This window comes from Tissierella praeacuta (assembly GCF_040396155.1).
In the GTDB taxonomy this organism is placed as follows: domain Bacteria; phylum Bacillota; class Clostridia; order Tissierellales; family Tissierellaceae; genus Tissierella; species Tissierella praeacuta_A.
Map to the genome: position 1 here is coordinate 1 of NZ_JBEBOY010000022.1, position 23,275 is coordinate 23,275.

21 protein-coding genes are annotated in these 23,275 nt (G+C 29.9%); 9 read left to right on the top strand and 12 right to left on the bottom strand.

Annotated features, from left to right (window positions below):
- Window positions 1-168: 168 nt before the first annotated feature.
- Both sigV and rsiV read left to right on the top strand, forming a co-directional pair.
- Window positions 169-675 (top strand): RNA polymerase sigma factor SigV, encoded by a 507-nt coding sequence (gene sigV / locus ABWP20_RS11330; protein ID WP_353095917.1) that lies wholly within the window; start codon window positions 169-171, stop codon window positions 673-675.
- On the top strand, window positions 668-1,567 hold the full coding sequence (gene rsiV, locus ABWP20_RS11335; protein WP_353095918.1) for an anti-sigma-V factor RsiV: 900 nt from the start codon (window positions 668-670) through the stop codon (window positions 1,565-1,567). Before sigV ends, rsiV begins: the two co-directional genes overlap by 8 nt.
- Window positions 1,568-1,606: 39 nt before the next feature.
- Here rsiV and ABWP20_RS11340 read toward each other — a convergent pair whose 3' ends face one another.
- From ABWP20_RS11340 to ABWP20_RS11350, 3 genes are all read right to left on the bottom strand, one after another.
- A complete protein-coding gene (locus ABWP20_RS11340; RefSeq protein WP_353095919.1) occupies window positions 1,607-2,845 on the bottom strand; it encodes a metal-dependent hydrolase family protein in 1,239 nt (412 codons plus the stop codon).
- A gap of 19 nt (window positions 2,846-2,864) precedes the next feature.
- Complete coding sequence (locus tag ABWP20_RS11345; protein WP_353095920.1) at window positions 2,865-3,332, bottom strand: OsmC family protein; 468 nt, start codon at window positions 3,330-3,332, stop codon at window positions 2,865-2,867.
- Window positions 3,333-3,442: 110 nt separating this feature from the next.
- Window positions 3,443-4,021, bottom strand: coding sequence for a TetR/AcrR family transcriptional regulator (locus ABWP20_RS11350; protein ID WP_353095921.1), 579 nt, complete (start codon window positions 4,019-4,021; stop codon window positions 3,443-3,445).
- Window positions 4,022-4,241: 220 nt separating this feature from the next.
- On the opposite strand from ABWP20_RS11350, the gene ABWP20_RS11355 reads away from it, so the two are divergent.
- The 6 genes from ABWP20_RS11355 (at window position 4,242) to ABWP20_RS11380 (ending at window position 12,334) form a co-directional block, all read left to right on the top strand.
- Window positions 4,242-6,056, top strand: a complete 1,815-nt coding sequence (locus ABWP20_RS11355) for a flavocytochrome c (RefSeq protein ID WP_353095922.1) — start codon at window positions 4,242-4,244, stop codon at window positions 6,054-6,056.
- 374 nt (window positions 6,057-6,430) lie between these two features.
- Window positions 6,431-7,339, top strand: a complete 909-nt coding sequence (locus tag ABWP20_RS11360) for a chemotaxis protein (RefSeq protein WP_353095923.1) — start codon at window positions 6,431-6,433, stop codon at window positions 7,337-7,339.
- A gap of 49 nt (window positions 7,340-7,388) precedes the next feature.
- Window positions 7,389-8,585, top strand: coding sequence for a GAF domain-containing sensor histidine kinase (locus ABWP20_RS11365; RefSeq protein ID WP_353095924.1), 1,197 nt, complete (start codon window positions 7,389-7,391; stop codon window positions 8,583-8,585).
- A 42-nt stretch (window positions 8,586-8,627) separates the two neighbouring features.
- Window positions 8,628-9,257 carry a hypothetical protein gene (locus ABWP20_RS11370; protein WP_353095925.1) on the top strand — a complete coding sequence of 210 codons (630 nt, stop codon included), beginning with the start codon at window positions 8,628-8,630 and terminating at the stop codon, window positions 9,255-9,257.
- A 62-nt stretch (window positions 9,258-9,319) separates the two neighbouring features.
- Window positions 9,320-11,314 carry a methyl-accepting chemotaxis protein gene (locus tag ABWP20_RS11375; protein WP_353095926.1) on the top strand — a complete coding sequence of 665 codons (1,995 nt, stop codon included), beginning with the start codon at window positions 9,320-9,322 and terminating at the stop codon, window positions 11,312-11,314.
- Between the two features lie 246 nt (window positions 11,315-11,560).
- Window positions 11,561-12,334, top strand: a complete 774-nt coding sequence (locus ABWP20_RS11380) for a Na-translocating system protein MpsC family protein (protein WP_353095927.1) — start codon at window positions 11,561-11,563, stop codon at window positions 12,332-12,334.
- A gap of 65 nt (window positions 12,335-12,399) precedes the next feature.
- Here ABWP20_RS11380 and ABWP20_RS11385 read toward each other — a convergent pair whose 3' ends face one another.
- Entirely contained in the window at window positions 12,400-12,627 is a 228-nt protein-coding gene (locus tag ABWP20_RS11385) for a DUF896 domain-containing protein (RefSeq protein ID WP_353095928.1), read from the bottom strand.
- Between the two features lie 57 nt (window positions 12,628-12,684).
- Entirely contained in the window at window positions 12,685-14,022 is a 1,338-nt protein-coding gene (locus ABWP20_RS11390) for an MATE family efflux transporter (RefSeq protein ID WP_353095929.1), read from the bottom strand.
- Window positions 14,023-14,137: 115 nt separating this feature from the next.
- Between ABWP20_RS11390 and ABWP20_RS11395 the strand changes: the two genes are divergently transcribed.
- Window positions 14,138-15,001, top strand: a complete 864-nt coding sequence (locus tag ABWP20_RS11395) for a LysR family transcriptional regulator (RefSeq protein WP_353095930.1) — start codon at window positions 14,138-14,140, stop codon at window positions 14,999-15,001.
- Window positions 15,002-15,045: 44 nt separating this feature from the next.
- On the opposite strand, the gene ABWP20_RS11400 is transcribed toward ABWP20_RS11395, so the two are convergent.
- From ABWP20_RS11400 to ABWP20_RS11430, 7 genes are all read right to left on the bottom strand, one after another.
- Complete coding sequence (locus ABWP20_RS11400; protein WP_353095931.1) at window positions 15,046-16,494, bottom strand: aminoacyl-histidine dipeptidase; 1,449 nt, start codon at window positions 16,492-16,494, stop codon at window positions 15,046-15,048.
- A 22-nt stretch (window positions 16,495-16,516) separates the two neighbouring features.
- Window positions 16,517-17,728: a peptidase T gene (gene pepT / locus ABWP20_RS11405; protein WP_353095932.1), complete on the bottom strand. Its 1,212-nt coding sequence runs from the start codon at window positions 17,726-17,728 to the stop codon at window positions 16,517-16,519.
- A 27-nt stretch (window positions 17,729-17,755) separates the two neighbouring features.
- Window positions 17,756-19,276, bottom strand: coding sequence for a YfcC family protein (locus tag ABWP20_RS11410; protein WP_353095933.1), 1,521 nt, complete (start codon window positions 19,274-19,276; stop codon window positions 17,756-17,758).
- 176 nt (window positions 19,277-19,452) lie between these two features.
- Window positions 19,453-19,656 carry a hypothetical protein gene (locus tag ABWP20_RS11415; protein WP_353095934.1) on the bottom strand — a complete coding sequence of 68 codons (204 nt, stop codon included), beginning with the start codon at window positions 19,654-19,656 and terminating at the stop codon, window positions 19,453-19,455.
- 81 nt (window positions 19,657-19,737) lie between these two features.
- Window positions 19,738-20,913, bottom strand: coding sequence for a cation diffusion facilitator family transporter (locus ABWP20_RS11420; protein ID WP_353095935.1), 1,176 nt, complete (start codon window positions 20,911-20,913; stop codon window positions 19,738-19,740).
- A gap of 136 nt (window positions 20,914-21,049) precedes the next feature.
- Complete coding sequence (locus ABWP20_RS11425) at window positions 21,050-22,819, bottom strand: M56 family metallopeptidase (RefSeq protein ID WP_353095936.1); 1,770 nt, start codon at window positions 22,817-22,819, stop codon at window positions 21,050-21,052.
- Window positions 22,812-23,201: a BlaI/MecI/CopY family transcriptional regulator gene (locus tag ABWP20_RS11430; RefSeq protein ID WP_353095937.1), complete on the bottom strand. Its 390-nt coding sequence runs from the start codon at window positions 23,199-23,201 to the stop codon at window positions 22,812-22,814. Before ABWP20_RS11430 ends, ABWP20_RS11425 begins: the two co-directional genes overlap by 8 nt.
- Window positions 23,202-23,275: the final 74 nt, after the last annotated feature.

Sequence of the window (23,275 nt, forward strand, 5' to 3'; positions counted from 1 at the left end):
AGATTTTTTCTGGTTAGTTTTACCATGTAATTAGTTTATTGCAATTTATATATATTAAATTATCTTTAATTATTTTTTAAAATCCAAAACTTTCTAGTCTACATATCCGTCTATATAGTGTAAGATGAAAAAAGAGCCCACAACAGTTGAAGGGAGAAATTCGTACGAATGTCAAATAACAACTTAGAAAAACAACTTGAAATTTATATTGTTAACAACAAAGAACTTTTTTATAGGCTGGCTTATAGTTATGTAAAAAATATTGATGATGCCTTGGATGTTGTTCAAGAATCTATTTATAAAGCTTTTTCATCTATTGATTCTCTTAAAAACTTTGACTATATAAAAACTTGGTTTTATAGAATTATAGTAAATGTCTCATTAGATTTTCTTCGCAAGAGAAAAAGGGAAATTGCTACTGATGAAGAATTTTTATTAAATAATGAAATTGGTACAGTTGACAATTATGCCAATATAGACTTAGAAAAAGCCTTAGAAGCTTTACCAGAAAATTGTCGAAGCATAATAGTACTAAGATTTTTTGAGGATTTAAAGCTGGAGGAAATTGCAGAGATTTTAGATGAAAATGTAAATACTGTAAAAACCCGACTCTATAAAGGTCTAAAAATATTACGTATCTCAATGGATGATAATAAGGAGGCCCACAATGAATAATAGAAATCTGGAACAACTAAAACAGGAATATATAGATACTCAAATTCCAGAAGAATTAGATTTTATAGTGAGAAAAGCAATTAGAAATGGGAGGAAAAACATGAAAAGAAAAAATAATATTAGAAAAATGAAAGTAGCATCAGCATCTGTAGCAGCATCTGTAGTTATATTAACAGCTGGAGTAAATACTAGTCCAGTACTAGCAACTACCTTATCAAAGGTACCAGTTGTAGGTGGTATAGTAAAGGTATTAACTTTCAGAGAATATAAAGTAGATAAAGATAATTATAATGCTGATATTAAAGTTCCAGAATTACAAGGTTTGGAAAATAAGGAATTAGAAAATAGCCTAAATGAAAAGTATCTAAAAGAAGGCAAGGAATTATATGATCAATTTATGAAAGATATAGAGGAATTAGAAAAAGAAGGAGGAAAAGGTCATTTAGGAGTGGACCATGGATATGATATAAAAACTGATACAGATAAAATACTTTCCATAGGACGTTTTGTCGTAAATACAGTAGGTTCTTCTTCAACAACATTTAAATACGATACTATAGATAAGGAAAAACAAGTTTTAATAACATTACCAAGTTTGTTTAAAGATGATTCCTATGTTAATATTATAAGCGACAATATTAAGAATCAAATGAAAGAACAAATGAAATCAGATGAAAATAATGTTTACTGGGTTGAAGGTGAAGTAGAAGAAGGCATGGAAACATTTAAAAAGATTTCAAATGAACAAAGCTTCTATATCACTGAGGAAGGAAAATTAGTAATTTCCTTTGATAAATACGAAGTAGCCCCTGGATATATGGGAGCTGTTGAATTTACTATTCCAACAGAAGCAATCTCTGAAGTATTAGTTAGCAATGAATATATAAAATAATATAAAATAACCCTTGACCATAATGGTCAAGGGTTATTTTTATATTAAGCGTCTTACAAATTCGCCTTCCTTCATAATTACATCCATTTTTTCAACGTCTATATTATGAATATCTGAAAGAGGATTATCTTGAAGAATTATTAAATCTGCAAACTTACCCTCCTCTAATGTTCCAGTAACATCATCTACTTTTAACATTTCTGCACCATTTTTAGTTGCAGCTAATATTACTTCCATCTCTGACAAACCTGCTTTATTTAGGGCATACATTTCAGTTATAGCATATTTTCCATAAGGAGTTAAACTGCTGCAGAATGAATCTGAACCTACTGTTATACGAATTCCCTTCTTGTTTGCATTTTGCAGATTATCAATTATACGGTTTAATTCTTTCTCTGCAGTTGTATTTCCTGGGTATTTATCATGTATAGGTCTATAAGGTGGCTCATATACAGTAAACCACTCATAGAAGAATTGTAAAGTAGGGCAGAAAGTGATATCCTTTTCCCTCATAATTTCTAAACACTCTTCATTTAACTCTTGTCCATGAATAATAGCTGACACACCAGCCTTACATGAATTTAAAGCACCTTCATATCCTTCAGCATGAGACCATACAGGTATTCCTACCATATTACACTCATCAACTACTGCTTGAATTTCCTCCATAGAATAATGAGTAGCAGCCTTAGCATCATATCTCCATATTCCTCCGCCTGTAGACCAGATTTTAATTGCATCTGGATTTTCACGAAGTCTCTTTCTGATGGCTTTTCTAAGTTCCCAAGGTCCGTCTACTCTTTCAGCCCAAGGATGAGAAGCATTATTATATTCTAAAGGAAGTTCATGAGAATCTCCATGTCCTGCTGTTCTACAAAATCCAAGACCAGTTGTTACAACCCTAGGTCCAGGAATAATACCTTTTTCAATCATATTTCTAATATGGATTCCTGAGCGTGAAATCTCTCCAACAGTTGTCAATCCATGTTCTAAAGCTTCCTTAGCTTGTGCTACTGCAACTATGGTCTTTTGTATAACTGGCTCAAGCACCCATTCTGTATCACTATCGGTTAGATTGCCACTAAAATGTAGATGGCTGTCTATAAGTCCAGGCATAATAGTCTTACCAGTTATATCTATCTTATCTCCATCAAAATCAATATCTTTAATAGGTCCTGCATATTTAATCTTTTTCCCTTCAACAACAACCATGGAATTCTCTACTACTTCTCCATTTCCTCTTATTAATAATCCGCCAGTAAATATAGTTGTCTTCACCATATATCCTCCTTTAACCTTATTGATTAACTGATAAAGCTTTATCACTTTCTATTTTTACATTTGTTATCAATTTAGGTGAATTTGCTAAAGTGTCTGCCACTGGGCAAGTTCTATCTATAAAATCAATAAATTTCTCAATATCTTCTTTTGATGAGGTCGACTTAATATGTATATTAGATCTTATCTCAGAAAAACCAATCTTAACATCTTTATTTTTACCCATAAATCCGTCAGGGTCTAAATCCCCTTCTAATTCAATATAAAAATCTTGAAGATCAATTCCATGGACCTTTGCAAAACATCTAGCTACTATACATTTACAAGCTCCTAATGCAGACAATACTGCTTCCACTGGGTTCATTCCTGTATCTGTTCCACCTAATTCCTTTGGCTCGTCCAAAAAAATAGTATGATTTCTAGCTTGACACTCTACCTTCATGCCATTAGTTAATTTGGTTATACTTTTAAAAACCTCAATAGCCATTTTAAATCCCCCTTCATTTCATTTAATTTGACATTTACAGTATATTACTAGCAGGAAGCATTGTCAATCTTTTGACATCACTATAAACATATACTATGATAAATTTATATCTATAAGGTTTTTAACAATCTATCTGTATAATCTGCAACAAATTCAACTAAATTATAACTGCCATCATGTAAGCACCAATCAAATATTACACCTCTTAATGCAATAAACAAATATTCTACTATATCCTCTGAATCTATATCTGTTTTTAACTCTCCTGATTCTTTTCCTTCGTTAATAACAGCTTTTAAAACATTTTGCATATGCCTGCCTTTTTCTATAAAAAATTTATTATGAGTGCTATATATCTGTTTTAATTGGTCTATTTTTATGGCTTCACAATAACTTGCATAATGGGAAAAGAATTTAATTATTTTATCATGAACATTATCTCCCTCTAAATCATTAGCAACCTGATTCAAAAAATGCTGGTCTGCCTTTCTAAATATCTCGTCTAATATACCCTGCTTTGATTTAAAATAATTGTAAAATGAGCCTACTGAAACACCAGCCTTTGTACATATTTCTTTTACTGTAATGTTCTCAAATCCCTTTTTTTCCACAAGGTTCATGGCTGTATTATAAATTCTTTCATATGTATTTTTTGCTTGAATCTGCCTTTTATTAAGCTTTTTATCCATATTAGCTCCCCTTAACTCAGTATTACTATAAAATTATACATTATAACAAACATTATAACAAACTTTAGCAAAATTTATTATACTAATATTTTATTCACAAAGATTATTGACATATAATTAACTAGACTGTATAATGAACTTACTCAGTGAATGTGTTCAGTGAACTCATTCACTCAAGTAGCTACTTAAAATACTTCATAAAAGATTAGGGGGAATTAAGATGTTAAATTTGAAAAAATCATTAATACTTTTATTAGTATTCACAATGGTTTTCTCTTTAGTAGGTTGTAACTCCGCTAAGCCAAGCGATTCAACTTCTGATGGCTCTGGCTTATTCAAACCTGGTACATATACTGGTGAAGGTAAAGGAATCCATGGAACAATAGAAGTTGAAGTAACTGTAAGCGAAAACGAAATAACAGATATTAATGTAGTGAAGCATGATGAAACTCCTGGGGTTAGTGATCTAGCAATTAGTGACATTCCTGAAAATATCATTAAAAGCCAAAGCTTAGCTGTAGACACAATTTCAGGTGCTACTTTATCAAGCCAAGGTATTCTAGATGCTGTTGAGCAAGCTTTAGAAAAAGCTGGTGCTGACATAGAAGCTTTAAAATCTAAAAAAGCAGATGATAGCCCTACTTCAAATGCTACAATACAAAAAGAAGTAGATGTTGTAGTAATCGGTGGTGGTGGTGCAGGACTAGCAGCAGCAGTTTCAGCACATCAAAATGGAGCAAGTGTAATTGTACTGGAAAAAATGCCAAGGGTTGGTGGAAATACTATAATTTCTGGTGCATCCTATAATGCAGTTGACCCTAAAAGACAAAAAGCACAAGGTATAGAAGACTCTATAGACAAACATTTTCAACAAACTTATGAGGGTGGAGATAAACTAGGGAATCCTGAACTTATAAGAATCTTAGTTGATAATGCATACCCTGCTGTTGAATGGTTAGAAAGTCTTGGAATGGAATTTGAAGATAAAGTATTTACAGTTCTTGGTGGATTATGGCCTAGAGCCCATGCTCCAGTTAAACCTCTAGGGACAGGTTTTATTGAAACATTTATGGAATATATAGATAAGAATAGCAGTGAAATGGAAGTTATACTTAATGCCCAAGCTACAGAACTTATGATGGAAGATAATAAAGCTGTAGGGGTTAAAGCTAAAAGTCCAAAAGGCGAATTAATCATTAAAGCTAAAAACGGTGTAGTTGTAGCAACTGGTGGTTTTGCAGCAAATGTTGAAATGAGAGATGAATATAATAAAAATTGGCCTTCTCTAACAAAACTTAAATCTACAAATCATCCTGGTGCAACAGGAGACGGTCTATCTATGGCAAAAGAAGCAGGTGCTAATCTTATAGACATGGAACAACTTCAATTATTACCTATGGGAGATCCTAATACAGGTAGTTTAAGCGGAAATATAGAACAAGGCGTTGAAAATCGTATTTTTGTGAACAAAGATGGAAATCGTTTCGTTGACGAAGGTGCTCGTAGAGATGTTATGACAAAAGCACTTTTTGAACAACAAGATACATTTATGTGGGTAGTTCTTGATAGTCATTCATATCCTACTGGAGATATAAGAAACCATTTTAACGAAAGTATTGATGAATTAGTTGCAGATGGCAGAGCATTTAAAGCAGATACTTTAGAATACCTTGCTAAACAAATAGGAGTAAATCCTGAAAACCTTGTAAAATCAGTAGAAAGCTTTAACAAATCAGTAGAAAGTGGTAAAGCAGACGAATTCGACAGAACACTATATGAATTTAAAATAGATAAAGCTCCTTTCTATGCAGGAGGAAGAGTTCCAACTGTTCACCATACAATGGGCGGAATTCAAATAAATACTAAATCTGAAGTATTAGATGCAAATGGTAATGTAATCCCTGGTTTATATGCAGCTGGAGAAGTTACTGGTGGTATCCATGGTACAAACAGATTAGGCGGAAATGCATTGGCAGATATAAATGTATTTGGTAAAATTGCCGGTGAAAATGCAGCAAAAAATAATCAACAATAATTTAGATAAAACAGCCTCTTTCCTCTAATGGCAAAGAGGCCGTTTCTCTAACTCATAATATAATTCTTCCATATTTAAATAATATATAAATGAGATTTTAAGGAAAAACTTGACTTTTAGAAATCTTTAGTATATGATAAATTTTAAATACATTATTTCGTTAAATATTAGATAAATGAGTCGAGATATACATATGTATAAGCTAGACTAAAATCTAAGTTTATAAAACTTTTTAAATTAAAATTACATAATTATGGAATAACTATTTAAAACAAACGAAAAGTTTGCAATTTAAAAGCCCATAATAAAAGATTTTGTTCTTTTATTGTGGGCTTTTTTATTTTTCTTAATTTATAAATCAAGGAGGAATTTTTATGGCAGGAGGCAACAATATACTTTTAGAAAGTGGAACTAATGAATTAGAAATTTTAATATTTAAAGTTGATAAAGGTTATTACGGAATCAATATTGCGAAGGTAAAGGAAATAATAAACTATTGTGATATTACTGAAATACCAAATGTACATCCTTGTATAAGCGGACTGATAAAACCTAGAGAATCCATAATTATAGCAATTAATTTGCCTAAATATCTAAATTTGCCTCTTAATCAACCAGTAGACAAGAGTTTCTTTATTATCACCCACTTTAATAAAGTCACAATGGCATTTCAAGTAAGTTCAGTTGTTGGAATTAAAAGATTGTCATGGGAAGATATAGAAAAGCCTCCTACAGACATTTATGGAGGAGTAGATAGTAGTATAAGCGGTATCGTTAAAAACACTGATAACATAATTACTATTCTAGATTTTGAAAAAATAATATTTGATATTAGTCCTAAGTCTGGAATTCAAGCTTCTGAAATTCAGAAGTTAGGTCCAAGAAAAGAAAGAGATACTCCTATTTTAATAGCAGAAGATTCTCAAATGCTAGTAAAAGTTTTAGAAGAAAGCATTAGAAGTGCTGGATATAACAATCTAACAATTGCAACTAATGGGAAAGAAGCTTGGGATTTATTAGAAAATGCTAAAAAAGAAAAAGGTAAAAATATAAAGGATGCTTTTTCTTGTGTTATAACAGATATTGAAATGCCTCAAATGGATGGACATCATCTAACAAAACGTATTAAGGAAGATAGTATCCTTAAAGAAATACCTGTAATTATATTTTCTTCTCTAATAAGTGAAGAAATGATAAAGAAAGGTAAATCCATAGGTGCGGATGCACAAATAACCAAACCAGAAATTTGTAAACTGGTGGATATTATAGATGAACTTATCTAAAATATTGAAAAATCATTTTAGCTATATAAGTAAGAAGGAGGAATTGAATATGTTGCAAACCAATGACTTTCAAGAAGTAATCTATGAAAAATGTAGCGAGGATTCTAAGGCATTTTTAGAAATGTTTTCCAGTATATCATCTAAATTAATAAACATTAAATTAGATGAAGAATATTTAATAGAAAAATGTCTAGGGGAAATAGGAAAGAATACTAACTCCTCTAGAGCATATATTTTTCTATTTAAAGATAATCTTAAATATATGGACAATGTTTATGAGTGGTGTGCTGAAGGCGTTAGCCCTCAAAAATATAATCTACAAAATTTAAAAACTGAGTTTTTCCCTTGGTGGATTGAAAAATTAAAAAACAATAACAGTATCATCATTGATGATGTAAGGAAAATGTCAGAAGAAGCAGAAATAGAAAAAGAAACTCTATTGGTACAAGATGTGAAATCCCTTATTGTATTGCCACTTATCTATCATGATAAATTAATCGGCTACTTAGGCTTAGATAATACATCAGAAAATAAAAATTGGGATAAAGACAGTGAAGTTTTATTAAGAATTACTGCTGAAATATTTTCAAGTACTTTTTCAAAATTAGAATATGAAAAACAGTTTCAATCTATTACTAAAGCCTTAGATGAGAAAGAAAAGCATATAGAAGATTTGAAGTCTCGAATAATTAAGCAAAACGAAATGATTAATCTAATACAAAATAAAGAATTATCTCGATTAGTAGGATTAAATGAAGAAGATTTCAATGGAATTATATATTATGTATTAAATACATTAAGCTTAGATATGAAGATTTTTGATGAGGTAGAATTAGAGCTTTCTAAAGACTTGCCATCTATATTATGTAATAAAATAGAAATCAGTCAGATCCTTATGAACATTGTAAAAAATGCTATTTATGAAATTAAAAAGAAAATAGAGCTATATTCTATAACCCAAGAAATAAGCTCCAATAATTTAAAAATAAAAACTTACAAAGACAATATATATTTAATTTGTGAAATAGAAGATAGTGGAATGGGTTTTTCTGATGAAGTCAAATGTAAATTATTTGAACCTTTTTTTACAACAAAGGGATTAGTAGCAGGAACGGGATTAGGTTTAGCTCTAGCATATGATATCATTACAAATAAATATAATGGCCTAATAACAGCCAGCGAAAGCCAATGGAAAGGTGCTAAATTTACTATAAAACTCCCTTTTCAGCAAAAAGATTTTTATTAGAGATAAATTCTGATATTAATTTATAAGGAAAAGAGGGATAAGATGATTTATAAAAAATGGAGTTGTGATGAAATTAAATATTTAAAGGATAACTATGGAATAAAAGATATAGGAGAAATTCAAAATGAATTACAGAGAAGCCGTGATTCTATCTTTAAAAAAGCAAAACGTTTAAACTTAACAAGTACTGTAAAGAAATGGGAAGAAAAAGAAGTAAACTATTTAATCGAAAAATGGGGGCATGTATCTATAGAAAAGATATCAGAGCAGTTAAATAGAAGTAATACTGCTGTTAAAAAGAAAGCGATACAGCTGCAATTAGGTCCTGCAAGAATAGCAAACGGGGAGTTCTTAACAACTGGAGATATTGGATATTTATTAAATAAAGATCCAAGTTTAATTTATGTATGGATAAAAGAGGGATGTATAAAAGGTAGAAGATTTGGAGAAAAAAGGATATTTCAAGTTAAAACAGAAGATTTCATTTTATTTCTAAAAGAACATCCACATAAATGGGATGCTTCAAAGGCTAGGATAGATTTTATTAAAGGTTATCTCCATGTAGAATTCAAATTACCTAATTGGTTTATGGAAAAAATAGAAAATGACAGGAAAAGAAACATGGAACAGAATATTGTTGAATATGAAAATAGCTGTAGAAAGATTGTTTAATATATACTATATTCCCAAATTTCATTTAATCTTATAAATCCCAATAAAAAGGAGTTGTTGCTATGAAATTAAAAAACAGGATAATTTTATTTACCACATTATTATGTATTCTTAGTATTTTATCTATTTCTGCAGTTAATTTTAATTTATCTATAGGAAAACTGGAAAAGGAAGTAAGAGAAAAATCTCAATTAGAAACTACGAGCATAGCAAAAGATGTTGATAAATGGATGGCATTACAAAAAAATTCTTTATATGAAGTTATAAGCGGTATAATTGTAACAAATAATTTTGAATATAATTATGCCTGTAATTATTTAAAAAAGGCAACAGAAAGGAATCCAGGAAATATATACTATATCTGCTTTTCCGACCAAGCTTATTTAGAACCTACTGGATTTAAACCTGATTATGATCCAACCCAAAGAGATTGGTATATAGGTGCCATGGAAAGCGATGATTTCTATATGTCTGAACCTTATGTAGATGCAAAGACAAATGATATGATAGTAACCCTTGCAAGAGCATTTAAAACTATTGATGGAAAAGAAGGAGTTATGTCTACAGATATTAAAATTGATTATTTATTAGATTTAATACTTAATGTAAATATAGGAGGAGATTCTTATGCCTTTCTAATAGATAATAATGGCAATCTTTTAACTCATATAAACCAAGAGTTTAAGCCTAATGAAGGAAAATACATAAATATCAATAGTGTATTAGATGGAAATCTTGTAAGATTTATGGAAAAGGATAATCTAAAAATAAGAGATAGAAAATTAAAAGATTATGATGGAATAGATAGATTCTTCCTATTCGGAGATGTTCTAGAGTCCAATTGGAAAGTAGGATTAGCAATATCTGTTGAGGATGCTATAGGAACTGTTGATAATGTAATTTTCTATACTATATTAACCACTATTATTGTTTTGGTACTATCTTTAATTACATCTATATATATGTCTAATTCCATTATAAGACCAATAGTTGAAACAGTTAAAATCGCAGAAAATATAGGAAATCTTAACTTATTGGATAAAATAAATGAAAAGGATTTAAATAGAAAAGATGAAATTGGTCAAATGTATAATTCATATGAAAATATAATTATTAAATTAAAATCCTTTATGAAAAGTATGGAAGAATCTATTAACACTAATTATCAGATATATAAAGAAACTGTAGAAAAATTAAAATTTCTAGTAAGTCAAGCAGAAGATACTTCAGCGACTACAGAAGAACTATCTGCTGGAATGGAAGAAGCTACTGCTGCTACCATATCTGTAAAAGAATCTACTAATGATATAGATAAGGCCCTAACAGATTTTGCTCAAAAAGTTGAAGAAGGTGCTCTTACTTCTAACGAAATAAGTAACAAAGCAGGCGATTTAAACATACAATTTACAAAAGCAAAAGATAGTACTATGAGTATATATATTAATACGAGAAAGGACATAGAAGAAGCTATTAATTCTTCAAAAAAGGTAGAAGAAATAAACACATTATCCAATGCTATATTAGAAATATCAGAACAAACTAGCTTACTAGCATTAAATGCAGCCATTGAGGCAGCCAGAGCTGGAACATCTGGAAGAGGCTTTGCTGTAGTAGCCGATGAGATAAGGAAACTAGCTGAAAATTCTCATGAAACAGTGGGAGAGATACAAAGTGTTACTCAAAGTATAACTAAGGCAGTGGAGCAGTTGGTAAATAACACAAATGGTTTAATAAACTTCCTCGAAAAAGATATCATGAATGATTATGAATTAATGATGGAAGCTATAAAAGAATATAAAGAAGACGGCTCAGTACTAAATAATATTCTCTCAGAATTATCTGCTACATCTGAGGAACTATCTGCTACTATTAACCAAGTATCTAGTTCTATAAATGATATTTCCATTACAGTAGAAGAATCTACAATAGGTACTACTAATATAGCAGAGAAAAACATGAATATAGTAGAAGCCATCTCTGATATAAATGATGTAATGAAAAGAAATAAAGAAGTTTCTGAAAATCTGGAAAAAATCGTATCTCAAGTTAAATTTTAATTGTAAGTAAAAAAACCCTTTGGTAAAATGAAACCAAAGGGTTTTTTATTAATTAAAGTTAGCAATGAACTTGTATATATAAATATTTACTATACCATTAAAAACAAATATAATTTTCATTATAGTACCTTAACTCTATTGGAAAAAACTTTAAAAAAATATAAAATGATGTTATGGTATAAAAGAATTATTAATATTAAATAAATGTAATGAAGAAGGTTTCAAGGAATAAAGGAGGTGTAAATCATGAATAATGAAAATGTATTACAACAAATTAAAATATTGTATGTAGAAGATGATAACCTTACTAGAAATTATGTTTATAATTCTTTAAAGAAGAAAGTCGGTAAAATAGCCATGGCAGAAAGTGGAGAAGCTGGTATAAAGTTATGTCTTAATTTTATGCCAGATATAATTATAACCGATTTAATTATGTCAGATATGAATGGAATTGAGATGATGAGAGAGTTGCGAGAAAAAGGATGCCGTATCCCCTTTATCATAACATCTGCTCTATCTGATGCAGAAACCATTTTAGAAACCGTTGATTTAAAAATAGAGAAATATTTGATTAAACCTATTTCTATAGATATTTTAATAAGAAGTTTAACGCAAATAGCTGCAGATATCTTAGAAGAGAAAGAAGGTTTATTGGTAGTAAATCAAAATTTTATTTTAACTGATGAGACTAAAAGTAAATTAGAAATAGAAATAAGGAATATATATTCTAAGTATCTAAAAGAAGTGGCAGGAAAAGGAGCAAAATATATTAATGTTTTCATAAATGGTAAAAGAATTGAAATAATCTCAAAAGAAACTCTAACAATTTTAGAAGAAAGCATATTAACTATAGGACAGCATTATAAGGTTATCGAATTGTTCAGAAAGGTAATTTATGAAAATACTATGTGGAAAATCGAAGAAGAAATTAGCAAACTAATAGATAGAAAAATTAAAATCAGAAAGATAGAAGTATATACTAAAGAAGGATTTGAAAGAATATTATTAGAAATTATATAGTACTTATTAATACTAAAAATTGTTAAATTCATACAAAAGGCCCTCAATTCTTTGAGGGTCTTATTTTAGTTTATATATTTCTTTTTCTGCTCTAATTTTAGTTTTTCAGGGGTAACATCATTTCCTTCTTTATCTACTACTTTTACATCCATAAGAGTATTCTTCATATTTCCCCTAAAAATCGCAAGATATTCTTGACGTAAGTTTTGTTGTTCTTCTTTTTCTAACTCTGTTAATCCTATGGCCTTAGACTTATGTGCCAATTCATTTATTCGTTTTATTAAATCCTTCATTATATCTCTCCAATCTGCTTTACAAAACTCTATTAAATTGTAACATTTAACAAAAGATTATTCAAGAATTAAGTCCTTCTTCATCCGTTTATATATAATAAGTCCTATACTATCTGCCAGCCCCCAGCCTATGGGAACAGACCACCATATTCCTTTCTGTGCTATAGATGGAATGCTTGAGAGTACATATGCCATAAGGACTCTAGTTCCTAGAGAAATTATTGTAAGAATTAAAGATACATTTAATGCACCAGTTCCTCTAAAGAAACCATAAAACATAAATAAAAATCCTATTAAAACATAGAATATGGAAATTATAGATAGATACTGTATTCCCAATTTTATTACATTTGTTTCATTAGCATTTACAAATATTTTCATTAAATTATTTGAATTTATATAAATTAATATAGACATTATAAAACAAAATATTATTATAGTCTTTACAGCAGATTTTACTCCTTCGACTATTCTATCATTCTTATTAGCTCCTTTATTTTGAGCAACATAGGTTCCAAAGGCATTTCCAAAGTCTTGGACAGGTAAATAAGCAATAGAATCTACCTTGCCAGCAGCAGTAAATGCTGCAATAGTATCTGAACCAAATGTATTTACAATACCTTGAACACATACCATTCCAAAGGTCATAATAGATTGTTGAATTGATGTAAGGAAACTAAATTTATATACTTTTTTTGCTATTTCTTTATCTAGTACCAAGTCTTCTTTAGTTAATCTAATAAATGGTATTTTTATAAAAGCATATACTAAACATAAAATCGAAGAAACCGCTTGAGCAATTATTGTAGCAAGAGCAACTCCAAATACACCCATATTAAAAACCATAACAAAAACTAAATCTAAGATTATATTTATTATAGCTGCCAATATCAGAAAATATAAAGGCGTCCTTGAATCCCCTATGGATCTAAGGAGAGCTGAACAAGCGTTATAAAGATAAACAAATATAAGTCCTCCAAAAATAACCCTCAAATACACTTGAGAATCTGCAAATATATCTTCAGGTGTGTTTATAAGCTTTAACATTCCATTAGTAGTAAATACTAAAACAATTGATAGCACCAATGTAAAAATTCCTATAGATAAAAATGATATATATATGGTCTTTCTAAGATTGGAATAGTTCTTCTCCCCAAAATAATAGGAGTATACAACGGATGCCCCCATACATAGACCAATTATTACAAAAGAAAAAAAGTTCATAAGCATAAAAGATGAACCTACTGCTGCTAATGCATTCTTTCCTACAAAATTTCCAACTACAACTGAGTCTACTATATTATATAGTTGCTGAAATAAATTTCCGATTAACATAGGGAATGTAAAAGCTATTAAGGTCTTAGTTGGATTCCCCTTTGTCATATCTATTACCATTTATCTTCGTCCCCTTTCTATATCCATCCTATTGTAGTGTAACATGAATAAAGATATAATTAAAATAGCAAAGTATTATAGAAAGTATATAAATTTTTATATAGGAGAATTGATTATGGATTTAAAACAACTTTTATATTTTATTACTGTAGTAAATGAAGGAAATATTACTGCTGCAGCAAAAAAACTACATATCGCACAACCAGCCCTTAGTAATCATATAAAGAATCTTGAAAATGATTTAGATGTAAAGCTATTTCATAGGGGACCGAGAAAAATAATTCTTACAGATGCAGGGGAAATTCTTTATATTAAGGCAAATAGTATTCTGGAATTAAAACATTCCATTAGAAAAGAATTAAAAGATAATAAATCTGGATTTAAAGGAACATTAAAAATTGGTACCATATCAGCTATAGACGCAGATTTATTGGAAAATAACTTTCTTAAGTTTCATCAAAAGTATAATAATATAAAATATGAATTATATGAAGGTATAACACCTGAAATTATTGAACTTTTATTTTCAAGAGTTATTGAAATTGGAATTGTAAGAACACCCTTTGATAAAACAGGACTTAATACTACTTATTTAAAAATTGAGCCTATGATAGCCGCATATAAAAACGATGATGATTTAGACAAATTAGGATCTAATATTTCAATAGAGAATCTTAATAAAAAACCTCTCATAATCTATCGTAGATTTGAAAGCATAATAATTTCAGCATTTCAAAAGCTTGAAATAAGTCCATATATTTTTTGCATAAATGATGATTCTAGAACTTCTTTACTATGGGCAAATGCAGGGCTTGGAATTGCCATCGTTCCAATATCTTCTAAAAATCTTGTTCTAGCAAATAATTTGAAGTTTAAAGTTATTGACAATGAATCTCTACTTACTCAAGTTGCAATAATAACCCTTGAAAATAGCAGTTTATCCACTGTTGCAACTAATTTTTTAAAAGAAGTACAATAGACCCTTTTTTAAATAAAAAGGGTCTATTATTTTCCAGTCAATTTTTATTTTAATCTCTTTAATAGTTGAATTAAATATTCATAGGTTCTTTTAGTAGATGAGATGCTAAGTCTTTCCTTTGGTGTATGGACATCATACATATTAGGACCAAATGAAATAATATCTAACTCTGGATATTTCTTTGCAAATACACCACATTCCAAGCCTGCATGGATTACTGTTGATTCCATTTCTTTTCCAAACATTTCTTGATATAAATTTAATGCTGCATCTCTTAATTTTGATTCAGATTTATATTCCCATTCAGGATAATTGCCACTAATATTATACGATGCATTAGTACTTTCTATTTCTTTTATAATCTTTTCACGTAATTTCGATAATACACTTTCTGCCGAACTCCTAAGTGATGCTTGAATTATAATTTGTTCTTCCTCTGTTTTAATTATAGCTAGATTACTGGAGCTTTCCACTATCTCTTCATTTTGAGGAAGTCTAGTAAATACTCCTGTTGGAATAACCTCAAGAAGTTGTATTATAGAATCAAGAACCTTTTTACTTAAAGTCTTAGAAACTAAATTTCCCTTTGTAACCACTATATTAAGTTCTGGTTCTTCTGATTTATTTTCATCTATAATTCTCTTTCTAATTTCTTCAATTTTATCGTTAAATTTAGATAGATCCTCACTCTTTACTGCAATTTTAGCTATACTTTGTCTAGGAATGGCATTATCTTTAGTTCCGCCTGCAATAGATACTAATTTTATATCTATAGTTTCTTTTATTTCTTTTAATATATTATTTAAAATTTTATTGGAATTTCCCCTAGGTTTGTGGATTTCCATACCAGAATGTCCTCCCATTAAACCTCGGACCTCTATATTAATTTCATAGGATTCTGAAACTTCTCCATATTCTATAGGAATTCTTACTTCAATTAACTCTCCTCCAGCTGACCCTGTTACAAGTACTCCTTCTTCTTCTGAATCTATATTCAATAGCCTAGTTCCCATCAATATATCTTCTGATAAACCAAAGGCTCCGTCCATTTCAGTTTCTTCAGATGTAGTGAATAGAAACTCTATACTAGGATGCTCTAATCTATTATTCTCGAGGATAGCTAAACCCATTGCTACAGCTATACCATTATCTGCGCCTAATGTTGTTTTATCTCCATGTATATAGTCTCCATCAATCTCCAATTTAATAGGATCTTTATTAAAATCATGGTTACTATCATCTTCTTTTTCACAAACCATATCCATATGTCCCTGTATAATAACTCCTTCTGAACTTTCATATCCAGATGTTGCAGGTTTTCTAATAATAACATTAAACACTTCATCTTGAATTGTTTCAAAACCTAATTTTTCTCCCAAATCCTTTATATAGTTGCTAACATTCTGCTCATTATAGGAACATCTTGGAATTTTTGATAATTCTTCAAAATAATAAAATACCCTCTTAGGTTCTAATCCTTCTAGTTTATTCATAAGCCCCTCCATATTTCTCTTTCTATTTGGCGTTATTTTCTATAATCCTTACAATTAGCTTAGATGCCAGTTTCATTGATTCTGTTGGGATAAATTCAAATCTTCCATGAAAATTATACCCTCCTGTAAAAATATTAGGGCATGGAAGTCCCATATAAGAAAGTCTAGCTCCGTCTGTTCCTCCTCTAATTGGTTGGACTATTGGCTGAATTCCAAGTTCTATCATGGCCTTTTTAGCAAGTTCAATAATTTCCATATGTGGTTCAACTTTTTCCCTCATATTATAATAGCTGTCTTTAATTTCTACAGTAATTATATTTCCATATTTATCATTTAAAAAGTTTATAATCTTTCTAAAATCTTCCTTTTTCTTCTCAAATTTTTCTTTACAATGATCCCTAATAATATAAGAGATAACAGTATGGTCTACATTACCATTAATCTCATCTAATAAATAAAATCCTTCATATCCTTCTGTATATTCTGGTTTCTGATTTACTGGAAGCATACCTTCTATCTCCATGGCTATTCTAAGGGAATTAACCATAATATTTTTCGCTGTACCAGGATGTACATTTTTACCTTGAATCTTTATTGTTACACTTGCAGCATTGAAATTCTCATATTCTAGCTCTCCTACAGGACCTCCATCAACAGTATAAGCAAAGTCCGCATTAAATCCTTTTACATCAAATAAATCTGCTCCCCGTCCAATTTCTTCGTCTGGAGTAAATCCTATTTTAATATCTCCATGTTTGATTTCTGGATGCTTAATTAAATAATCCATTGCATCTATAATTGCTGCTACTCCGGCCTTATCATCAGCTCCTAATAAAGTAGTTCCATCTGTAGTAATAAGTTCCTTTCCCACAAGTTCCTTCAAGAAAGGAAACTCCTTTACAGTTATGCTATATTTATCATTTAATTTAATATCTCCACCTTCATATGTGGAAATCTGTGGATTTATACATTTGCCATCTAAATCTGGACTAGTATCTAAGTGTGATATAAACCCTATAGTCGGTACCTTTTTATCTATATTAGATTTAAGTGTAGCATATATATATCCATTTTCATCTTGCTTAACATCCTGAAGTCCCAACTCTTTTAATTCTTCCACTAATATCTTGCCTAATTGTAACTGACCTGAAGTACTAGGACAAGTAGTACTGCTTTCATCAGATTTTGTGTCTATAGCAATATATCTCTTAAATCGTTCAATAATCTTATCCATCTAATCATCCTTTCAGTAAAATTAATTCTACAAAACTGTTTGTAATACAAGCATTATAACAGAGAATATTCCTATTATACCCATTAATGGAAGTATAAACTTCAACCATTTATTATAAGTTACATCTACCATTTCAAGAGTAGCTAATATCAATCCTGTTGGAGTGATAAATGCCATCCAGCCTTGACCCCAATTATATGCAGTAACTACTACATCCCTTGATATACCTACTGTATCAGCTAAAGGTGCCATTATAGGCATAGATAGTGTAGCCAATCCTGATGAAGATGGTACAAAGAATCCTAGAAAACTAAATAAAATCATCTGAACTGCTGCAAAAACACCGGCATTCATATTCTTTATAATTGATGATGTATAATAAAGCAATGTATCTGAAATCATCCCATTATCCATTACAATATTAATTGCCCTAGCAACTCCTATAATAAGGGCTACTCCTACTAAATCTGCTGCACCAGCTACAAATGTGCTGACAGATTCTTTTTCAGGCAGACCTGATAGAAGTATTATTATAATGGCTACAGCTAAGAATAAACCTGCCATCTCTGGGAACCACCAAACACCTGTAGACACTCCCCAAATCATAACTGGAAATGCACCTAAGAATATAAGTAAGATTAGAATTCTTCTCCAATTAAAAGGAGCCACTTCTTCTGGATTATAATCCTTTAGAAATCTTTCTTCTATTTTTCCCATATCCTCATAGATTATAGAGTTCTTGGGATCCCTTCGCACTTTTTTAGCATAGCGATAGATATATATAATTGTTATAACCATTGCTAATACTAAGGATATAGCACGAAAAGTAAGTCCTTCATTAAATGAAATTCCAGCAGCATTTGAAGCAATAACTACTGAAAATGGATTCACAGTAGAGAACATACTGCCAATAGAAGAACCCATATATATTGCTGCAATACAAACTATTGCATCATATCCACTTGCTATAAATATAGGCATTAATATTGGATATAGGGCGATAGTTTCTTCTGCTAATCCAAATGTAGTTCCCCCTAAAGCTATTAATAAAGAAACAAAAACTACTAGTAAAAACTCTTTGCCCTTAGTTCTTTTTGATAACGCTGCTATACCAGCATCAAAGGTACCTGTTCTGTTAACCAGACCTATGATTCCTCCTAGTATCAATACAAAAACCATAATATCAACAGTATCCATAATCCCTTGAACAGGTGACATTATAACTGACAAAGGTCCTTGAGGTGACTGTTCTATAGACTGATATGTGTCTGGAATCGCAATAGGTTTTCTAATGCTGCCTTCTATAAATTTATTAACATCCATTCTAATATTTAGACTATCTAATGTATCCTGTGTTGCTGGAAGAGTAGTAGCCTCTCCTACATGATTTATTACTATAAAAGCATTTTGCTCTGCGTTATATTCTAACTTTGAATAAAGTCCTGCTGGCACAATATATGTTAATAAAGCAGCAAGGATTAGAACTATAAATAAAACTGTAAAAGCCGTAGGAAATTGAAGCCTCTTCTCCTTCTTCTCATCTTTCATATTCTCATCTCCTAATCGATTATTAATTAAATTTATTCTAGTTTAAAATCAATTTTAAGTTTTATCCCTTGTAAAATAACTTTAATTGTCCTATTTATAGTTCCAATATTTAATGTTTCTTATACAATATTGGAATTATCAATAATAAAAAAAGGATGGTTTTTATTCTCCCATCCTTAAAAAAATCCTTTTATTATCATTATAATTCCTAATATAGCCAATGGAATGCCAATAATAGCACCAATAACTGTTAAGCTTAAAAGAATTCCCACAATTAAAAATACAAAACCTAATATAACAGCTAATAATAATCCTGTCATCTTTATTATAAATTCAACAAGCTTTCCCAATACTATGAAAGGAAAAAATAAAAATTTCATCTTATCATCCCCTATTATATGGAATTTATTTATTATATGAATTCTTATTATATATAGTTACCTTTTATGCATATATTCCACTTAGTATTCCATATCCACAATAATATCGCAATCTAGAGATGAATTCATTCCTTTTATAATCTCTGATAATTCTTCCTTATATTTTTCCTCTGAAAAATGCTTGTCAACTTTGTTACTATCTACTACTACATGAAAAACAACAACTTTGTTGTCCTTTTCTTCTATAATATTGAAATCATGCATTGATTTAATAAATTCATCCTTATTTATTCTGCTTTTTATTTTATTCATAATATCAACAGTTTCCTTTGATTGAAAACCCACAGGATCCATGTGAATCACCAAATGTAAATTGAATCTTTCACTTAATTCTCTTTCAGCTTGGTCAATTATATTGTGAATAGTAACTACATCAATATCTGACGGTATTTCAACATCTATGGTGCCCATTACTCGCCCAGGTCCATAATTATGAACTATAAGGTCATGTGCTCCTAATATATAATCATAGGAGAGAATTTCATTAGTTAATTCATCTATTAAATCTTTATCTGGAGCCTTGCCAATTAAATGACTGACCGTTTCCTTTACTAAAGAAAATCCTGAATATAATATAAATGTAGATACTAAAACTCCTATATATCCATCAACAGGATAATTTGTAAATAAAGATAAAAATAAAGAAAATGCCACTACAGAAGTAATAATTACATCACCTAAAGCATCAGTAGCAGTTGCTTGCAAAGCTGCCGAGCAAATTTTATTTCCAAGCTTTCTATTAAAAATACTTAACCATATTTTAAGGGATATTGATACTACTAATAATGTAAAAGGAATTAATTGAAATACTATTACCTTTGGGTTAATTATCCTGTCAACTGAGGATTTAATAAATTTAAACCCAACTAAAATAACCATAAATGCTATCATTAATGCAGTTAAGTATTCTATCCTTCCATGACCATAAGGATGCTCCTTATCTGGTGGCGCATTTGAAAGTTTAAATCCTATTACTGTCATTATGGAAGAAGCAGTATCTGATAGATTATTAAAAGCATCTGCAGTAACAGCAATGGAAGAAGTGGATAAACCAACAACAATCTTTAATATAGATAATAATAGGTTTACAAATATTCCAACCACTCCAGCAGTATATCCTACTTTTTCCCTTATATTTTTATCTGAATAATTATGATTCCCCTTTGTAGCAAGGTTTAAAAAATACTTAGTTAACATATGTCCTCCTTAAAAACTGTAATAATGTCTTAGTAATTATACTGTATTTATCCATTATACCCAATTATATAATTAATCCCCATAAATTAACCCTCAAATTCATTTAAGAACTTGAGGGCTAATTATCATGTTTATACTAATCCCTTATGGATCCAGTAATGTCTATGCTTCCACCATCTTTAAAAATACCTGAACAGTTATATTGCCATAATCCTTCTATTAGTTGTATATCTTTTGTAAAATTCTCATAGCCTATTGTAATGCACTGCTCCTTCCCATCTGGATCAAACAAAAATAAATCTACTGTTCCACCTTTAATAGTTGATTTAATATTTAAATTTAATATCTGACCATTTTCCCCTTGAAATGAACCAGATTCTGCAATATTATAGCTATTACTATTTTTTAAATTTATTACAATGTTTTCTTCTTTATCCGTAATCACATTATAATAATCAGAAGGATTCTTCTCTTGACCTTGATGCTTTTGATTGTACAATGTAACTACTTTATCTATGCCATCATTCGACATATATGGAAACAATGGTTCTGTATATTTCCACATTCCATTTGCCTGCATCATGGCTAGAGCACGTGAATCAACATTATCTCCTGACATATTATAATAGTCACTAGATTTCTTTTTTACTTTAGACGTATATTGTTTTTGATTATAAATTTCAGTTACTTTATCAACACCATCTTTAGACATATTTGGAATTAAGAATTCTACTACTTCCCAGCTCCCTGAATACTCCATAAGCTCTATTCCTGCTTTATCTACATTATTTAAAGTATTTGAAATGTCATCTGTTTTCACAGTATTCTGGTTTATTTGAGGTTCTCTAATATTTATTGCATTAAAATTATTTGAATTATTTAAGTTAGTCCTTGAAGCATATGCACCTGTAAATACTGCACCACAAAAAACAAATATAGTTAAAATCATTGATAAAGCAACTGTAACTTTGGATCTTTTCCTAAAATTCATAATAGCACCTAACCTTTCTTTTAATAATCTTGCATCTTCACTTAAAGTAATGGAAATAATTGCATTATTATAACTTCCATTAAATTTCAAAGAAGCAAGTAAAGTATCTCCATAAATTTTCTTGCCTTTATCATCTAATTTTTTAATAATATTTTCATCACAGGATAACTCACAATTTTTATCTATTTCTCTATTTATGAAATAAATCAAAGGATTAAACCAATGTATACAGACTGCTATTTGTGTCAACCACTTATAAAAAACATCTATACGTTTATAATGGGTCAATTCATGGAGAAAAATATTTTGTAACTCCTGATCCTTCATTTCAGTATTTGGTAGAACAATGAAAGGTTGAATAATGCCAACAACCATAGGTGAGGTTACAAGTGGATTTATATATAGCATTGGAGGTCTTTTAATCTCCTCCCCTTTATATGTAGATTGATATAGTTTAAGTATATGTTCATTTGTTACTTCATACCGTCCTGCCTTTATATATCGTACAAAACCATTATAACTTGTAAGCTTACGTACTAATAGCATAATGGCAATTCCAATCCACAAAAGCCATAAATTATCTTTTAGCTGATTCCAATAAATTGTACTACTCTCTTCTACATCTATTGTTTCCTCAGATGATGGAATACTCATCTTAGAATCATTTAAAATAGCTGATTTAGATACTTGATTTTTATCTTCTATGTAGATTTCTGCTTTATAAAACAATTCTCCTACCATATTCCTTTGCAAAGAGTAAGGAACTAATAAACGAATAATAACAATAAGCCAAATATAATATTGCCATGTTTTACTTAGTCTGTTCTTATATAAACACTTTAAAGCAAATAAGATAATAGCAATCATTGAACCAGAAACAGACAAAGAAATAAAGATTTTTAATATTTCATTCATCTATACCGCCATCCTTATTCCAAAATTTTTCTAATTCTTCAAAATCCTTAGAAGTAATACGATCTTGTTTTAAAAGGGTAGATACAAGTTTCTTTGCATTGCCATCATATACCTTATGTAAAAAAGCTGTAGTCTGTTCTTCCATATATTCACTTTCAGATAATGTGGCAATATATTTATTCTTTCGTTTATATTTCTCTGTTTTAATAAATCCCTTTTCAGTCAAACGAGTAAGGAAAGTTAGTACAGTACTACGTTTCCAACCTTTATTATTTTCCTCTACTTTTTCTAATAATTCGGCAATAAAAATGGAACCCCCATTATCCCAAATTATTTTCATCAACTCTCTTTCAGAATCTGACATTAGTTGCTTTGATTTCATTTCTCCCATCCTTTTCTTGTCTACATCATGTAGTATGTAATTACATACTACATGATGTAGACATATATGTCAAG

Bases quoted from the DNA above. Each gene is read 5' to 3' on its own strand.
- ABWP20_RS11345 (WP_353095920.1), bottom strand. From the start codon at position 3,332: ATGGCTATTGAGGTTTTTAAAAGTATAACCAAATTAACTAATGGCATG.
- ABWP20_RS11425 (WP_353095936.1), bottom strand. From the start codon at position 22,819: ATGAATGAAATATTAAAAATCTTTATTTCTTTGTCTGTTTCTGGTTCA.
- ABWP20_RS11350 (WP_353095921.1), bottom strand. From the start codon at position 4,021: ATGGATAAAAAGCTTAATAAAAGGCAGATTCAAGCAAAAAATACATAT.
- rsiV (WP_353095918.1), top strand. From the start codon at position 668: ATGAATAATAGAAATCTGGAACAACTAAAACAGGAATATATAGATACT.
- ABWP20_RS11390 (WP_353095929.1), bottom strand. From the start codon at position 14,022: ATGGTAATAGATATGACAAAGGGGAATCCAACTAAGACCTTAATAGCT.
- ABWP20_RS11355 (WP_353095922.1), top strand. From the start codon at position 4,242: ATGTTAAATTTGAAAAAATCATTAATACTTTTATTAGTATTCACAATG.
- ABWP20_RS11415 (WP_353095934.1), bottom strand. From the start codon at position 19,656: ATGAAATTTTTATTTTTTCCTTTCATAGTATTGGGAAAGCTTGTTGAA.
- pepT (WP_353095932.1), bottom strand. From the start codon at position 17,728: ATGGATAAGATTATTGAACGATTTAAGAGATATATTGCTATAGACACA.
- ABWP20_RS11365 (WP_353095924.1), top strand. From the start codon at position 7,389: ATGTTGCAAACCAATGACTTTCAAGAAGTAATCTATGAAAAATGTAGC.
- sigV (WP_353095917.1), top strand. From the start codon at position 169: ATGTCAAATAACAACTTAGAAAAACAACTTGAAATTTATATTGTTAAC.
- ABWP20_RS11410 (WP_353095933.1), bottom strand. From the start codon at position 19,276: ATGAAAGATGAGAAGAAGGAGAAGAGGCTTCAATTTCCTACGGCTTTT.
- ABWP20_RS11395 (WP_353095930.1), top strand. From the start codon at position 14,138: ATGGATTTAAAACAACTTTTATATTTTATTACTGTAGTAAATGAAGGA.
- ABWP20_RS11400 (WP_353095931.1), bottom strand. From the start codon at position 16,494: ATGAATAAACTAGAAGGATTAGAACCTAAGAGGGTATTTTATTATTTT.
- ABWP20_RS11375 (WP_353095926.1), top strand. From the start codon at position 9,320: ATGAAATTAAAAAACAGGATAATTTTATTTACCACATTATTATGTATT.
- ABWP20_RS11370 (WP_353095925.1), top strand. From the start codon at position 8,628: ATGATTTATAAAAAATGGAGTTGTGATGAAATTAAATATTTAAAGGAT.
- ABWP20_RS11360 (WP_353095923.1), top strand. From the start codon at position 6,431: ATGGCAGGAGGCAACAATATACTTTTAGAAAGTGGAACTAATGAATTA.
- ABWP20_RS11420 (WP_353095935.1), bottom strand. From the start codon at position 20,913: ATGTTAACTAAGTATTTTTTAAACCTTGCTACAAAGGGGAATCATAAT.
- ABWP20_RS11430 (WP_353095937.1), bottom strand. From the start codon at position 23,201: ATGAAATCAAAGCAACTAATGTCAGATTCTGAAAGAGAGTTGATGAAA.
- ABWP20_RS11380 (WP_353095927.1), top strand. From the start codon at position 11,561: ATGAATAATGAAAATGTATTACAACAAATTAAAATATTGTATGTAGAA.
- ABWP20_RS11385 (WP_353095928.1), bottom strand. From the start codon at position 12,627: ATGAAGGATTTAATAAAACGAATAAATGAATTGGCACATAAGTCTAAG.